General features: G+C 63.9%; 15 protein-coding genes. 3 read left to right on the top strand and 12 right to left on the bottom strand.

Going from position 1 to position 13,537, the window contains the following annotated elements; genetic code table 11:
* Positions 1-65: 65 nt before the first annotated feature.
* The 10 genes from soxA to ACV1FX_RS13100 form a co-directional block, all read right to left on the bottom strand.
* Positions 66-848, bottom strand: coding sequence for a sulfur oxidation c-type cytochrome SoxA (gene soxA, locus ACV1FX_RS13145; protein ID WP_473117979.1), 783 nt, complete (start codon positions 846-848; stop codon positions 66-68).
* On the bottom strand, positions 845-1,165 hold the full coding sequence (gene soxZ, locus ACV1FX_RS13140) for a thiosulfate oxidation carrier complex protein SoxZ (protein ID WP_473117978.1): 321 nt from the start codon (positions 1,163-1,165) through the stop codon (positions 845-847). Before soxZ ends, soxA begins: the two co-directional genes overlap by 4 nt.
* Positions 1,165-1,623: a SoxY-related AACIE arm protein gene (locus ACV1FX_RS13135; RefSeq protein ID WP_473117977.1), complete on the bottom strand. Its 459-nt coding sequence runs from the start codon at positions 1,621-1,623 to the stop codon at positions 1,165-1,167. The genes soxZ and ACV1FX_RS13135 overlap by 1 nt, the downstream gene beginning before the upstream one ends.
* A gap of 8 nt (positions 1,624-1,631) precedes the next feature.
* On the bottom strand, positions 1,632-2,060 hold the full coding sequence (gene soxX / locus ACV1FX_RS13130; protein ID WP_473117976.1) for a sulfur oxidation c-type cytochrome SoxX: 429 nt from the start codon (positions 2,058-2,060) through the stop codon (positions 1,632-1,634).
* 207 nt (positions 2,061-2,267) lie between these two features.
* Positions 2,268-3,545 carry an FCSD flavin-binding domain-containing protein gene (locus ACV1FX_RS13125; RefSeq protein ID WP_473117975.1) on the bottom strand — a complete coding sequence of 426 codons (1,278 nt, stop codon included), beginning with the start codon at positions 3,543-3,545 and terminating at the stop codon, positions 2,268-2,270.
* A gap of 46 nt (positions 3,546-3,591) precedes the next feature.
* The gene (locus ACV1FX_RS13120) at positions 3,592-5,793 is read right to left on the bottom strand and encodes a xanthine dehydrogenase family protein molybdopterin-binding subunit (protein ID WP_473117974.1); all 2,202 of its coding nucleotides are present in this window, start codon (positions 5,791-5,793) and stop codon (positions 3,592-3,594) included.
* Between the two features lie 11 nt (positions 5,794-5,804).
* Positions 5,805-6,254 carry a (2Fe-2S)-binding protein gene (locus tag ACV1FX_RS13115; protein ID WP_473117973.1) on the bottom strand — a complete coding sequence of 150 codons (450 nt, stop codon included), beginning with the start codon at positions 6,252-6,254 and terminating at the stop codon, positions 5,805-5,807.
* A gap of 305 nt (positions 6,255-6,559) precedes the next feature.
* On the bottom strand, positions 6,560-7,411 hold the full coding sequence (locus ACV1FX_RS13110) for an alpha/beta fold hydrolase (RefSeq protein WP_473117972.1): 852 nt from the start codon (positions 7,409-7,411) through the stop codon (positions 6,560-6,562).
* 79 nt (positions 7,412-7,490) lie between these two features.
* Positions 7,491-7,634, bottom strand: a complete 144-nt coding sequence (locus tag ACV1FX_RS13105) for a hypothetical protein (protein WP_473117971.1) — start codon at positions 7,632-7,634, stop codon at positions 7,491-7,493.
* Positions 7,631-8,173 (bottom strand): alpha/beta fold hydrolase, encoded by a 543-nt coding sequence (locus tag ACV1FX_RS13100; protein WP_473117970.1) that lies wholly within the window; start codon positions 8,171-8,173, stop codon positions 7,631-7,633. Before ACV1FX_RS13100 ends, ACV1FX_RS13105 begins: the two co-directional genes overlap by 4 nt.
* Positions 8,174-8,317: 144 nt before the next feature.
* On the opposite strand from ACV1FX_RS13100, the gene ACV1FX_RS13095 reads away from it, so the two are divergent.
* Together ACV1FX_RS13095 and ACV1FX_RS13090 are read left to right on the top strand one after the other, a co-directional pair.
* A complete protein-coding gene (locus tag ACV1FX_RS13095; protein WP_473118191.1) occupies positions 8,318-8,941 on the top strand; it encodes a CGNR zinc finger domain-containing protein in 624 nt (207 codons plus the stop codon).
* 40 nt (positions 8,942-8,981) lie between these two features.
* A complete protein-coding gene (locus ACV1FX_RS13090; RefSeq protein WP_473117969.1) occupies positions 8,982-9,668 on the top strand; it encodes a haloacid dehalogenase type II in 687 nt (228 codons plus the stop codon).
* A gap of 70 nt (positions 9,669-9,738) precedes the next feature.
* Here ACV1FX_RS13090 and ACV1FX_RS13085 read toward each other — a convergent pair whose 3' ends face one another.
* Entirely contained in the window at positions 9,739-10,131 is a 393-nt protein-coding gene (locus ACV1FX_RS13085; protein WP_473117968.1) for an SPW repeat protein, read from the bottom strand.
* Between the two features lie 278 nt (positions 10,132-10,409).
* Here ACV1FX_RS13085 and ACV1FX_RS13080 point away from each other — a divergent pair, with 278 nt between their 5' ends.
* Complete coding sequence (locus ACV1FX_RS13080; RefSeq protein WP_473117967.1) at positions 10,410-12,038, top strand: B12-binding domain-containing radical SAM protein; 1,629 nt, start codon at positions 10,410-10,412, stop codon at positions 12,036-12,038.
* Here ACV1FX_RS13080 and ACV1FX_RS13075 read toward each other — a convergent pair.
* Positions 12,019-13,407: an MFS transporter gene (locus ACV1FX_RS13075; protein ID WP_473117966.1), complete on the bottom strand. Its 1,389-nt coding sequence runs from the start codon at positions 13,405-13,407 to the stop codon at positions 12,019-12,021. The two genes, ACV1FX_RS13080 and ACV1FX_RS13075, sit on opposite strands and share 20 nt — an antisense overlap.
* Positions 13,408-13,537 lie beyond the last annotated feature (130 nt).

The raw sequence follows: 13,537 nt of genomic DNA, 5'->3' as shown, positions 1-13,537 counted from the left end.
CGTCTCTTGGGAGGGGATACTAGCGTCCGCGCCGCGCCTGCCTAGTCCTAATATTCCACTGCGGATTAAGGCCGCACGGCCGGGCTCTCGATGGGCATGCCACGCGCACGCGCCATCAGATAGAGCTCGAGCGCGACCAGCTCGGGCGCGCCATAGTCGTAGGCTTGCGCGCGGACACCGCTCATGCAGCTTCGCAACCGCCGCTCCAGTGATCCCAGCGCCTGCCATTCCAGGCGATAGAGCGGATAGCCGGTCGGCTGTCCCTGCGTGATCGGGGCGCCCGCCAGATGCTTGTCGTAGTTGTCGTCGTGACAATTTGTGCAGGCGAGGTTGAGCTGTCCCTCGCGTTGCATGAACAGCGCGCGGCCCTGTTCGACGAACGGCTTGAGCTGTGGATCATCGCCCGCCGTGATCGCCAGCCCGCGCGACTGGCGGGCGACGAACGCGGACAGGGCGAGCAGGTCGCGGCTCTCGTAAGGCAGCGCCGTTGCCTGCTGATGGCTGGTGCGGCAGAGATTGATGCGCTGGTCGAGCGCGACCGGGCGGCTCAGCGTCTTGTCGAAGGCGGGATAGCGCGCGGCGACGCCCTTCATGGTCTCGCGCGCATCGCCATGGCAATCGGCGCACGCCTTGCCAGCGCTGCCGCTTTTCGTTTTCCACAGCGTTTCGCCGTCCAGCACGAACAGCATGCCCGGATTGGACGTGTCGTCGTCCTGCATCGTGCGCGTATCGGGTCCCATGAAGAAATAGCCCGAGCGGCGCTGGTCAAGCGCGATTTCGCCGGCGAGCAGGGCAGGTGCGGCACCGAGCAGCAGCATCGCCGCAACTATCGTGCGCGGAAAACTCATTCGACCGTGATCGGCGCCGAGGCCGTCGACACGAAACCGTTGTCGCCGATCCATTCGAACTCGAACCTGCCGCTCTCCTTCGCGATCGTGAAAAACGACAGATACGGATTGGCGGCGATCGCGGGAAAGAGGTCGGCGCGAAAGATCTCGGTGCCATTATAGCGGCAGGTAAAGCTCGTGATGATGTCGCGCGGCACGAGATCGCCGGCTGCCGTGCGGCGAAAGCCGGTCTCCATGATGTGCGAGGTCAGCGTCCTTATCTCGATGATATCGCCGCGCTTCGCTTTCGGGGGAACGTTGATCAGGGCCGAGGCCATCAGTTCACCTCCTCGGTGCAGGCGGCGAGCGTCACGACGACGTCGGCCGCGGCTTGCCAGAAGGTATCGTCGGACAGGCGTGCGACCGCGACCACCTTCTGGCTGTCGGCGAGGCGGATGCGGGTCGAGACCTGCGCGCGTCCGGCCCATGGGCCGAGATGGAAATTGCCGATGTTCGGCTGCGGGTTTTTCTCGTTGAAGACGTGAATGCTCTTCACATAGTCGGTCGCCGTCATCGGGCTCGCGACGCTGACCGTCATCGGCACGGTGTTGCCGTTCTCGACCAGCGGCGGAATGTCGAGCTTGACCTTGCCGGTGCGCAGTTGTGCCTCGCCAACGACATTGCGGATCGCCGTGCTCAGCATCGCCGGCGTCGCCTCGAGCGAGCGGATCGTGACGATGGGGATCGTCCCGGCGGCGACGGTGAGGTACAAAAATTGTCGACGCGTGCTTGGCATTCCCTGTCCTAGTTCCGAAGCGTTGCAAGATAGGCCACGATGTCCTCGATCTGGCCCGCGTTGAGGATCGGCTTGCCGACGATGTTGCGGCCGACGCGAACGAGCCCGTCGTTACGATAGTAGGACGGCATGATGGTCTCTCGGTTGAACTGCGATGCGTCCACCAATCGCAGCCGCAACTGACTTGTCGACCAGCGGTTCCCTACGCCCGCAAGATCAGGCGCGAGGTCGCCCTGGAACCGCGTTTCCGGAAACGGCCCGGAATGGCAGAGGATGCAGGTCGTGCCGCGATCGAGCACCAACGCGCGCCCGCGTGCCGCATCGCCGGGCGTACCGGTGAGCGATTCCGGAATGCCGTCGCCGACGATGGTGTAGGGGACAAGCGTTTGAGCGTCTGCGGCCATAGGCAGAGCGACGCTTGCTGCGATCAGCGCCATAATCGCAACTGCGCGATGGAGTGACTGATGTCGCCAAGCGCTCCACTTACCTCTCCCGCTTGCGGGAGAGGTCGCCGCAATGCGGCGGGTGAGGGCTCTTTCCTCTTGGGGATTATCGATTGCGGAGGCACCCTCTCCCCAGCCCTCCCCCGCAGGCGGGGGAGGGAGCGCACCATGCTCGTGGCGACAGCTTGGTCTCATCTTGCCTTACCCAAAGGTCGCCGCCGTGATGGCCTGAAACCAGTGCTCGGCGTCCGCAGCCTCGCGAGCGCGCCGCTCCGGCGGGGCGTCGAGCGGGCTGGTGGCGCCGCCCTCGACCTCGGCGAAGATGTCGCCCTTGGGCTGATAGTTGCCGGCGAGTGAAAAGCCGTAAGCGGGTGCGACGGTGTTGTAGCAGACGCCTGTCAGCCGCGGCATCTGTGGCGTTCGGCCTGCGATGAGGTCGACGATCGCGTTCGCGCAGGCCTTGCCTTGCGCGCTGGCGGCCGAGGCGGATTTCGGAATGCCGCCGCCGAGGCAGGCGTCGCCGATGACGTGAATGTTCGACGCGAGCCTGGATTCAAAGGTCATGGGATCGATCGGGCACCACCCTGTCGTATCCGCGGCGCCGGCAATTGCCGCGATGCGCCCGGCGCGCTGCGGTGGAATGACGTTGGCGACTTGCGCCGTGTAATTGCCGAACTCGGTGATGACAGTATTGCTCGCGGGGTCGACGGACGTGACGCGGCCGCCCTGCGACAGCGATACGCGCTCGATCATGGTGCCGTAAAGCTCCGTCCATGCTTTTTCGAACAGTCTTTGTTGCGTGAAATTGTCCTTGGCATCCAGGATCAGCACCTTCGAGCGCGGCTTCTTCGTCTTGAGATAATGCGCGATCAGGCTGGCGCGCTCGTAGGGAGCGGGCGGACAGCGCGAGGGATTGGCGGGCACTGCGATTGCGACGAGGCCGCCATCCTCCATGGCCTCCAACTGCCTGCGCAGGAGCAGCGTCTGCTCGCCGGCCTTCCAGGCATGCGGCATTTTTTGGCTTGCGGCTTCGTCATAGCCGGGCAGGGCCTCGAAATGAAAGTCGACGCCGGGCGAGAGCACGAGACGGTCGTAAGGAAGGGATGAGCGATCGGCCAGCGTGACGCGTCGCGCTTGCGGATCGACCGCGGTCGCGGCCTGCGCGATGACAGTTACACCATCAGCGGCGATCCTCTCATAGCCGAACTGCTGCGTCTCGATCTCGCGCAGGCCCGCGATCACCTCGTTGCTGAACGGACAGGCGGTGAAGGTCCGGTTCGGCTCGACCAGCGTGACCTCCGGATTAGCTTCGCTCCGTTTCAGCGCGCGGGCGCACGCAGCCCCGCCAAAACCGCCGCCGATCACGACGACGCGCGCCGTGCCTTGCGCGCGCGCAATCGTCGGCAGGGCCAGCGATGCGGCCGCGATGCCGAGGACGGCCTTGCGCCGTGTCACGGAGCGCGTGGTCATGAGCGTCATCCGGAAAATGCTGCGGCGGCCCTGGGTCGCCGCAGCCGCGCCTTCCTCAAGCGAAGGTGATGTTCTGGTCGCGCAGCGGCACCGAGCGGATACGTTTGCCGGTCGCTGCAAAATAGGCGTTGAGCACCGCGGGGGCCGCGACGCCTATGGTCGGCTCGCCAACGCCGCCCCAGAACCCGCCGCTCGGCACCATCACCGCTTCCACCTTCGGCATCTCGTTGATGCGCATCGAGTTGTAGGTGTCGAAGTTGGTTTGCTCGATGCGGCCATCCTTCACGGTGCAGCCGCCATAGAACAGTGCGGAGAGGCCAAACACGAAGGAGCCCGCGATCTGCCGCTCCACCTGCGCCGGATTGACGACGTAGCCTGGATCAGTGGAGGCGACGATGCGATGCACCTTGATCTTGCTGCCGTCGGTTACCGAGATTTCGGCGGCGCCGGCAACGTAGCTGCCATAACCCATGATCTGCGCGATGCCGCGATAGACGCCCTGCGGCGCCGGCTTGCTCCAGCCGATCTTCTCGGCCACGGCATTGAGCACCGCCAGATGCTTGGGGTGACTGCTCATCAGCTTGCGGCGGAATTCGAGCGGGTCCTGGCCTGCGGCATGGGCCAGCTCGTCCATGAAGCATTCCATGTAGATGGCATTGTGATTGATGTTGACGCCGCGCCAGAAGCCGGGCGGGACGTGCGGGTTGCGCATGGAATGCTCGATCAGGAGATTCGGCACCGAATAGCCGAACGCGGCTTCGCCGGACTGGGCGACGCCCTGGAACGCAGCCGGGTCCATGCCGTTTTGCAGCGCCTCTGGGCGGAGCGAGAACAGGATCGACTGCCCCGAGAGGCGGTAGTGCAGCGCGACCAGATTGTTGTCGGCATCGAACGCGCCGGTCATCTTGCACTGCGTGATCGGGTGATACCTGCCGTGCGCCATGTCCTCCTCGCGCGACCACAGCAGCTTGATCGGCGTGCCCGGCATCTGCTTGGCGATCGTGACCGCCTGGCGGACATAGTCCGTCATGCCGCGCCGGCCGAAGCCGCCGCCGAGCATCAGCTTGTGCACGTCGCACTTCTCCGCCGGCAGGCCTGAGGCCTCGAGCACCGCCGCGAAGGCGGCCTCGCCATTCTGCGTGCCGCACCAGACTTCGCATTTGTCCGCCGTGTAGAGCGCGGTGGCGTTCATCGGCTCCATGGTGGCATGGTTCTGGTAGGGATAGTTGTAGACCGCCTCGACTTTCTTGGCGGCGCCGGCAATCGCCGCTTTGGCGTCGCCGTTCTTGTTGCCGACATAGGCCGGCTGCGCGTTGTCGAGACCCTCGGCCAGCCACTTCGCGATCGACTCGCTGGAGACCTTTGCGTTGTCGCCCTCGTCCCAGACGATCGGCAGCGCTTCCAGGGCAGTCTTGGCGTGCCACCAGGTATCGGCAACGACCGCCACCGCGGTATCGCCGACCTTGACGACCTTCTTGACGCCTTTCATATCGGCGATCTTGGCTTCGTCGAAGCTCTTCACCTTGCCGCCGAACACCGGGCAGTCCTTGATGGCGGCGTTCAGCATGCCCGGCAGCTTGACGTCGATGCCGTAGATCATCGCGCCGGTGGTCTTGTCGGCGGTGTCGAGGCGTTGCAGGCCTTTGCCTGCGATCGTCCAGTCCTTCGGATCCTTCAGCTTGACCTCAGCGGGTGGTGTCAGCTTCGCCGCGGCCTCGGCGACCTTGCCGTAGGTCGTGGTCCGGCCCGACGGCGTGTGAGTGATGACGCTTTTCGCGGCGATGCATTCGGACGCCGGCACTTTCCACTCATCGGCCGCGGCCTGGATCAGCATCACGCGGGCGGTAGCGCCGCCCTTGCGCACATAGTCCTGCGAGGAGCGGATGCCTCGGCTGCCGCCGGTCGAGAAATCGCCCCAGACCCGCTTGCGGGCGACACTCTGGCCGGGCGTCGGATATTCGGTCGTGACCTTCGACCAGTCGCATTCCAGTTCCTCGGCGACGAGCTGGGCAAGGCCGGTCAGCGAGCCTTGGCCCATCTCGGAACGGGCGATGCGGATCGCCACGGTGTCGTCGGGCCGCACCACGACCCAGGCATTAACTTCAGATGCATTGACTTCGGGCGAGCCGTCGGCGGCGCGGACCATGGCCGGTCCACCGAAGGGAATGTCGAGGCCGAGTGCGAGGCCGGCGCCGACCGCGGCGGTACCGATGACGAAAGCACGGCGATTCATGGCGGGCGAAACGTGCTTGTTCATGGCCGCCTCCGTCAAGCGTTCGCGATCGTGTGGATCGCTTCGCGCACCTGCTGGAAGGTGCCGCAGCGGCAGATATTGGTGATGGCCTCGTCGATATCGGCGTCGCTCGGTTTCGGCTTTTCCTTGAGCAGCGCCGCAACCGCCATGATCATGCCGCTCTGGCAATAGCCGCATTGCGGAACGTCGTGCGCGATCCAGGCCTGCTGCACCTTGTGCAGCGTGCCGCCGCTGGCCAGGCCCTCGATCGTGGTGATCTGCTTGCCCACGGCCTCGCTGACCGCAATCCCGCAGGAGCGGGTGGCGACGCCGTCGATGTGAACCGTGCAGGCGCCGCATTGCGCGATGCCGCAGCCATATTTGGTGCCGGTGAGGCCGACGTTCTCGCGGATCGCCCAGAGCAGCGGCGTATCCGGCTCGACGTCGACAGTGATTGATTTTCCGTTGATCGTAAGGTTTGCCATCGCAGTCCCCTGATTGGCCCATCCACCGATGAGGCTCAAGGCGTGCAATTTGTCCGGCAAACGGAACCGTTTCAAATCAACAATCTGGGGTTGGGCCCGCGAAGATTCTTGAGGGTTCGGGAAGATTGTCGAGGACGCGGTGTTACATGGTCTTTGCGGCTATGCTTTGCGGCTATGCGGTGTGGGCAACGGCGAGACGCGAAAAGCTCATGGCGCCGTTGCCATGCATGCATGGCGGACTGGCTGATCGGTCGACGGCGCCATGATCGCCGGCATGTGCGATATGCGCCGGCGCGACCGATTGGTCAGGTCAGGAAGCCGCGGATGCTCTGCGCGATCTCGCGAGCGTGCGTTTCAAGCGCGAAGTGGCCGGTGTCGAAGAAACGGACCGTCGCGCGCGGATTGTCCCGCTTGAATGCCTCGGCACCGGGCGGCAGGAAGAACGGATCGTTCTTGCCCCAGACCGCCAGGAAGGACGGCTTGTGCGAGCGGAAGTAGTTCTGGAATGACGGATACAGCGCGACATTGCTTCTGTAGTCACCGAACAGGTCGAGCTGCACCTCATGCGCACCCGGCCGCGCGAGGTAGAAATTGTCGAGGTTCTGGCCGTCCGGTGACACCACGCTCGGATCGGGAGCACCATGGGTGTATTGCCAGCGGGTCGTCTCGGGGGTGAGGAAGGCGCGCAGCGCTTCGCGGTTGGAGGGCGAAGGATCTTGCCAATAGGCCTTGATCGGAGTCCAACCCTCGCTCAATCCTTCCTCATAGGCGTTGCCGTTTTGCGAGATGATGGCGGTGATCCGCTCGGGGTGTTGAAGCGCGAGCCGGAATCCAATCGGGGCGCCATAGTCGAACACGTACACCGCAAATCGGTCGAACCCGATGACCTCCGTGAAGCGGTCGATCACGCCGGCAATGTTGTCGAAGGTATATTTGAAACTCTCGCGCGACGGCATGTCGGACTGACCGAAGCCGGGGAGGTCTGGCGCAACGATGTGAAATCTGTCGGCCAGCAGCGGAATGAGATCACGGAACATGTGGCCAGCGCTCGGGAAGCCGTGCAGCAGCAGGAGCTTCGGCGCACCTGCGTGTCCGGCCTCGCGATAAAAGATCTTGAAACCGTCGACGTCCGCCGTGGTGTACTTGATTGAGGTCATACGACGCTCCTCTGTTTGCGGTGGGGAGGGGCACCGGGATGCGTTCTCACGGCGCCCGATGTGGCGCGCAGTGCTGCTTTCATCCCGCGGCGCGGACGGCCTCGCTGATGACGTCGACAACCAGCGTGGGGGCCGTGACGCTCGGCGTGTGATCGACGGCATGCGCCCTGATTTCGGCCTTCATGCGGTCCGCCATGAAGCGCTGCGTTTCGGGAACGATCATCGATCGTCTTCCGCCAGCAGAAACCAGCTCGGAATATCCTTCCAGAGCGGGCGCCCGGCGGGAACCGTGATGCAGGCAAGCGAGATCGGCCGTTGCACGGCAGCCAGCACTGCGAGGTCTTCGGCCGATGCGTTCTGCGCAAAGGCAGTTCCGAATGCTGCCTCGGGCAACCAGATCAATCCATCGTCATCGGGGACGAGTTTCGGCGCCTGGGGATGTGGTGGCAGGCGATAGAACACGTCGGCGACTTTTTCGCCCTCGTCGGGCGCAAGCGCACTGATGTAGACAAGAGCTTTCACCCGCTCGGGACGCGCGAGCGCGATGACAGCGCCCGCATATGCATGCCCCGCCAGCACGATCGGTCCCTTGGTCCGCTCCAGGATGCGGTTGAGGGCCGCGATGTCGTCGGCAAGCGACGTCAGCGGCAGCGGCGCGGCCACCGCCTTGACGCCCTGCGCCCGCAGCCCGGTGATGACCCGTGACCAGCTCGACCCTTCGGCCCAGGCGCCATGGGTCAGCACGACGCTCACATCCTTCATCGCCATCGCTCCCGAGCTCGTGGCGTCGCCGGCTAGTAACCTAACAAATAGTAGTTGACAGGTTACGAAAGCGATGCCTAACTTGTCAAGCGGCGGTTGGCCGGTTATGCGATTGGAGCTCGTTTCCTGGCTGGGGAGCCGATCGTGCAACGCAAACCGCCCGCAATCTTCATTGCCGACTCGCTCGGCCTCGATTTTCTGAACTCCATCGCCACCCCGATCGATACGCCGATCGATTGGCTGGACAATGGTGATGGCTTGCTGGACTGGCTGGCTCAAGCTGGGCTCGTGCCGGCCGATGTACGGGATGAGTTGAAGGCGCGCGCGATGCCAGGAGAATTGGACAAGGTTGCCGAGCAGGCCTGTGCGTTGCGCGAGTGGTTCCGCGGCTTCGTGCGAAAGCATGCTGGTCGGTCGCTCGCGCCGAAGGCGCTCAACGAGCTCGGCTATCTCAACAAGCTTCTCGAACGCGACGAAACGTTCAGCCAGATAACACGGCAGCGCGACAGCATGGACGATCGCCTGGAGGTGCGAACGATGCGGCGTTGGCGGTCTCTGGACACACTGTTACTGCCAATCGGCGAGGCCATGGCGAAGTTCGTGTGCGAGGTGGATTTTGCCGACGTGAAGGCGTGTGAGGGCCATCGCTGCACCTTGATGTTCGCCGACCATACGCCGCGTCGCGCGCGACGATGGTGCAGTATGGCGATCTGCGGCAACCGCGCCAAGCAGGCTGCGCATCGCGACAGGCTGAAGGGTAAGCACTGAAAGGCTGGGGCCAACACCGGACGCACAAAAGGAGTCCAACATGTCGGCACGTCCCCTGATCGTTTTCGATGTGAACGAGACGCTTCTCGATCTCGAAACCATGGAGCCGACCTTCACGCGCATTTTCGGTGACAGGAGCGCCATGCGCTTATGGTTCGCCAACTTCATCATGTACTCGGCCGCTCTCACGGTAGCCGGCTGCTATGTCCCGTTCACCGACATCGGATCGGCGGTCATGAAGATGCTGGCGGATACGCGCGGGATCAGAATCGGCGATGACGACAGGAAAGAGCTGACGGAAAAGTTCTCCACGATGCCGCCGTATACCGAGGTGCCGCCGGCATTGCGCAAGCTGCGCGAAGCAGGTTTCCGATTGTTCACGCTCACCGATAATTTGCTCGAGGTCCAGCCCCGCCAGCTCGAGCACGGCGGCATCGTGGATCTCTTTGAGCGTCGTTTCAGCGCGGACGGCGTCAAGCACCACAAGCCGTCTCGCGAGGCTTACGCCTATGTCGAAAGGGAACTTGGAGTAGACCCGTCGCAGCTTTTTCTCATCGCCTGTCACACCTGGGATACGCTCGGCGCCGTTGCGGCGGGCTGGGAAGCGGCACTGATCAAGCGTCCCGGCAATGATGTGCTGGGAGTAGGACCGCAACCTCAGATCGTCGGCAACAGCCTCGATGAGGTCGCCGACCAACTCATCGCGCGCCACAAGGCGAAGGCCTGACACGAATTTCTGGTTGTCGTTGCACGACCCACGCGCGAATGCTTGCCGTCACGTGGGTCGGCGCCGTCTCTTACTGGTGCGCTTTCTCTTGTCCGGATCGCGAGGGAACGTCGTCCTCGATGTGCCTCTTCTCGTAGTGGAGGAAGAGATCGAGCAAGGCCAGAAGCACGACGACCACGCCTATTCCGATGCTGATGTGCATGGCCCGCGTATGCGGGAATCCAAGGAGCCAGGGCGAGACGATGAGCCAGGCGCCCATGAGGACGTTGAGCCATTCCTCCCAATCCCGGTAGGTGATAACGGCCGCCAGCGAGACCAGGCCGATGATTATGCCGGTGATCCAGAGATCAACCTTGCCTTGTTCGTTCGTCAGCCTGAACAGCCACGGCGATAAGAACAGCACGGCGGCGAGAAACAGGTTGTAGAGGTCGGGTACCGTTTCGCGCTCTTGCCACTTGCTCATGACGCACCTCCTGCGCGTGAGGATACTTCAGGAAAGCCCATGGCGGTCGCTGGGTTCCCGATGAATGAGCGCCGCAGGGATAGACTTTGGTCGCGGTCAGTTCCGCGCGGCGCTGGGCAGCCGTTTCGCCCCAAGCGTCAGAAGGATGGCCTGATACGACGCCATGCCGACGACAGCGGCTAACGGCAATGGAACAGAAAGTGACAGCTCGCCCCGCGTTGCAGTGATGCAATACACGCGCGCTTTGGTACATTCGGCACGAAGACTCAGGGGGTTCCATGAACGTGCCGCGCCCTTGCAACGTGCTCATGCTCTATCCGCTGTTCACCGCGGAATCGTTCTGGAGTTTTGGCGAATCCTGCAAACTGATGGGTGTCCGCCGCCCCGCAGCGCCCCTGGGGCTGATCACCGTCGCGGCGATGTTGCCCGAAAGCTGGACGATACGCCTCATCGACTGCAACACGACGCCGCTCGGCGATGACGATCTTGGCTGGGCGGATGTCGTCTTCACCGGCGGGATGTTGCCGCAACAGACCGACACGCTGCGGCTGATCGAGCTTTGCCGCGCGAAGGCCAAGCCTGTGGTTGTCGGCGGCCCCGATCCGACATCCAGCCCTCATCTCTACGCGGGGGCGGACTTCCAGGTGCTCGGCGAAGCCGAAGGCGTCATCGACGAGTTCGTCGCCGCCTGGGAGAGTGGCGTGCGATCGGCCGTATTCACTGCGCCGAAATTCCAGGCTGACGTGACGAGGACGCCGGTGCCGCGTTTCGATCTCCTGAAATTCGAGGACTATCTCTATCTCGGCGTACAGTATTCCCGCGGCTGTCCCTTCACCTGCGAGTTCTGCGACATCATCGAGCTCTACGGACGCGTCCCGCGCACCAAGACGACGTCGCAGATGTTCACCGAGCTCGAGACGCTGTACCGGATGGGCTACCGCGGTCATCTCGATTTCGTCGATGACAATTTCATCGGCAACAAGAAGTCGCTGAAGCAGTTCCTTCCCGATCTCGCCGCATGGCAGCGCGCGCACGACTATCCCTTCGAGTTCTCGACCGAAGCCTCGGTCAATCTCGCCGACGATGCGGAGCTGCTCAACCTGATGGCGGCGGCAAACTTCTTCGGCATCTTCGTCGGTATCGAAAGTCCCGACCCGGCGACGCTGGTCGCGATGCGGAAGAAGCAGAACACGCGGCGCGACATCGCCGAGAGCATTCACAGGATCTACGGCGCCGGGATGCTCGTCACTGCCGGATTCATCGTGGGCTTCGACAGCGAGAAGGTCTCGATGGCCGACGCCATGATCGAATTCATCGAGGAGGCGGCCATTCCTGTCTGCATGGTCGGCCTGCTCTTTGCCTTGCCCAACACACAGCTGACGCGGCGTCTCGCCCGCGAAGGCCGCTTGCGCCCGGATCATGATTCGGCGGCATCGACCATGAGCGGCGGCGATCAGTGCACCGCCGGGATCAATTTCGATCCGATCCGTCCCTTACGGGACATCCTGATGGACTACAGGCAAGTCCTGGAGAGGATCTACGACCCGGTCGCCTATGCGAGCCGTGTCGACCGGTTGATGACGATGCTCGACCGTTCGCGGCAACGGCCAGAGCTCCCCGAGGGCGACATTCGCAACAAGGTGCGCGCGCTGGAAACCGTCCATCGTGTGACATCGGCCATTCCCGAAGCGCACGGTCCGCTCTGGAAGACTTTTCTCAGCTGCGCCAAGCGCGACACGTCCTCAGCGCGCATCGCGGTCGCGATGATCGCGGCCTATGCGCATCTCGGACCGTTCTCGCGCCGGGTCATCGAAGCCATCGACGCGCGCCTTGCCACGCTGGACGAGCAGGTGCCGATCCCGGCGGCGGTCGCGTCCGCGTCACACTCTATTTCACCGCCAGCCTGAGGAAGCTCATCACGCTGCCGAGCGCGGCGAAGCCCGCGCCGAGCGCGAGCGCAACGGTGGCACCGTTATGGCCGGCAAGGGCAAAGCAGAGCGCGGCGAGTGCCGCGCCGGTGGTCTGTCCGGTCAGTCGCGCGGTAGCGACGATGCCAGATGCGCTGCCGCTGCGATGCGGCGGCGCGCTTCCCATCACCGCCTTCATGTTCGGCGCCTGGAAGAAGCCGAACCCCATGCCGCAGATCACCATCCGCCAGATGATGTCAGGGATGTACGGATTGGCCGGAAGCGTCGCCAGCAGCGCCATGCCGATGCCGAGCAGTACGAGCCCGATGCCGCCCAACAGTCCGACCGCGTGACGGTCGGAGAGGCGCCCCGCGATCGGCGCCATGACGGCAACGACCAGCGGCCATGGCGTCATGAAGAAGCCGGTCTCGACCTGGGACCGTCCGAGCACGTCCTCGAAATAGAACGGCAGCGAGACGAAGGCGAGACCCTGCACGGCAAACGAGCAGACCGCGGTGGCCGCCGACAGCGCGAACATCGGACGGCTGAACAGGTCGATCGGCAGCATCGGCGCCGGATGATCGGCATGCCGGCGCGTCAGGATGAAGCCGATCACGAGGGCTGCGACCAGCTCGACCGCCACCAGGGAAGGGGAGAGATTATGTGCCGCGCTGCCTATCCCGGTGATAAACAGGCCGAGGCAGATCGCCGCCAGCACCGCACCCAGGAAATCAAAGCCGTGATCGGCGCGCGGCGTCTTGGGCAGCATCGCAAATCCGATGCCCATGGCGACGAGACCGAAGGGAATGTTCACCGCGAACAGCCAGGGCCAGGGCCCGAGCGCGAGGATTGCTGACGCAATCGACGGCCCGAAAGTGAAGGCGGTCGCGACCACCAGCGCGTTGTGACCGAAGCCGCGGCCCTGCATCCGCCCGGGATAGACGAAGCGGACGAGCGCCGTGTTGACGCTCATGATGCCGCTCGCGCCGAGGCCCTGCAGCGTGCGCGCCACCAGCAGGCTCGGCAGTGACCAGGCCACCGCACAGAGCAGCGAGGCGATCGTGAACAGAAGCAGGCCGCCGAGATAGATGCGCTGATGCCCGACGATCTCGCCGAGCGCCCCCAAAGGCAGCAGCGTGGCAACCAGCGCGATCTGGTAGACGTTGACGACCCAGACCACCTGCTCGGGGCTGACATGGAGGTCGGCTGCGATGGCGGGCAGGGCGATATTGGCGATCGCGGTATCGAGCGAGGCCATCGCGAGCGCGGTGAAGATCGCGGCGATCGCCCAGCGCCGGCGTTCGATCGGCAGGCCGTCGGCGAGGGGGCGTCCCGGCTCCTTGCTGAGTGCAGGTAACGTGATTGTCATTGCCTGCGCTGTCTCCGCAAAGAGTGGGTTGAGTGTTGCTATACGGGATGTACTACGGCAGCGCTGCGTGCCACAGGCATAAGCTTGCATGCGGGTATGCGCGAAGGTCGTGCGGTGATTGTGCATGATC

It is taken from the genome of Bradyrhizobium ingae (assembly GCF_055791185.1).
The sequence above is the reverse complement of the archived record's forward strand: the minus strand, read 5'-3'. Positions and strand labels throughout refer to the sequence as shown.

Excerpts from the sequence above, each read along its gene's own strand:
- soxA (WP_473117979.1), bottom strand. The coding sequence starts at position 848 with ATGAGTTTTCCGCGCACGATAGTTGCGGCGATGCTGCTGCTCGGTGCC.
- soxZ (WP_473117978.1), bottom strand. The coding sequence starts at position 1,165 with ATGGCCTCGGCCCTGATCAACGTTCCCCCGAAAGCGAAGCGCGGCGAT.
- ACV1FX_RS13135 (WP_473117977.1), bottom strand. The coding sequence starts at position 1,623 with ATGCCAAGCACGCGTCGACAATTTTTGTACCTCACCGTCGCCGCCGGG.
- soxX (WP_473117976.1), bottom strand. The coding sequence starts at position 2,060 with ATGGCGCTGATCGCAGCAAGCGTCGCTCTGCCTATGGCCGCAGACGCT.
- ACV1FX_RS13125 (WP_473117975.1), bottom strand. The coding sequence starts at position 3,545 with ATGACGCTCATGACCACGCGCTCCGTGACACGGCGCAAGGCCGTCCTC.
- ACV1FX_RS13120 (WP_473117974.1), bottom strand. The coding sequence starts at position 5,793 with ATGAACAAGCACGTTTCGCCCGCCATGAATCGCCGTGCTTTCGTCATC.
- ACV1FX_RS13115 (WP_473117973.1), bottom strand. The coding sequence starts at position 6,254 with ATGGCAAACCTTACGATCAACGGAAAATCAATCACTGTCGACGTCGAG.
- ACV1FX_RS13110 (WP_473117972.1), bottom strand. The coding sequence starts at position 7,411 with ATGACCTCAATCAAGTACACCACGGCGGACGTCGACGGTTTCAAGATC.
- ACV1FX_RS13105 (WP_473117971.1), bottom strand. The coding sequence starts at position 7,634 with ATGATCGTTCCCGAAACGCAGCGCTTCATGGCGGACCGCATGAAGGCC.
- ACV1FX_RS13100 (WP_473117970.1), bottom strand. The coding sequence starts at position 8,173 with ATGAAGGATGTGAGCGTCGTGCTGACCCATGGCGCCTGGGCCGAAGGG.
- ACV1FX_RS13090 (WP_473117969.1), top strand. The coding sequence starts at position 8,982 with ATGTCGGCACGTCCCCTGATCGTTTTCGATGTGAACGAGACGCTTCTC.
- ACV1FX_RS13085 (WP_473117968.1), bottom strand. The coding sequence starts at position 10,131 with ATGAGCAAGTGGCAAGAGCGCGAAACGGTACCCGACCTCTACAACCTG.
- ACV1FX_RS13080 (WP_473117967.1), top strand. The coding sequence starts at position 10,410 with ATGAACGTGCCGCGCCCTTGCAACGTGCTCATGCTCTATCCGCTGTTC.
- ACV1FX_RS13075 (WP_473117966.1), bottom strand. The coding sequence starts at position 13,407 with ATGACAATCACGTTACCTGCACTCAGCAAGGAGCCGGGACGCCCCCTC.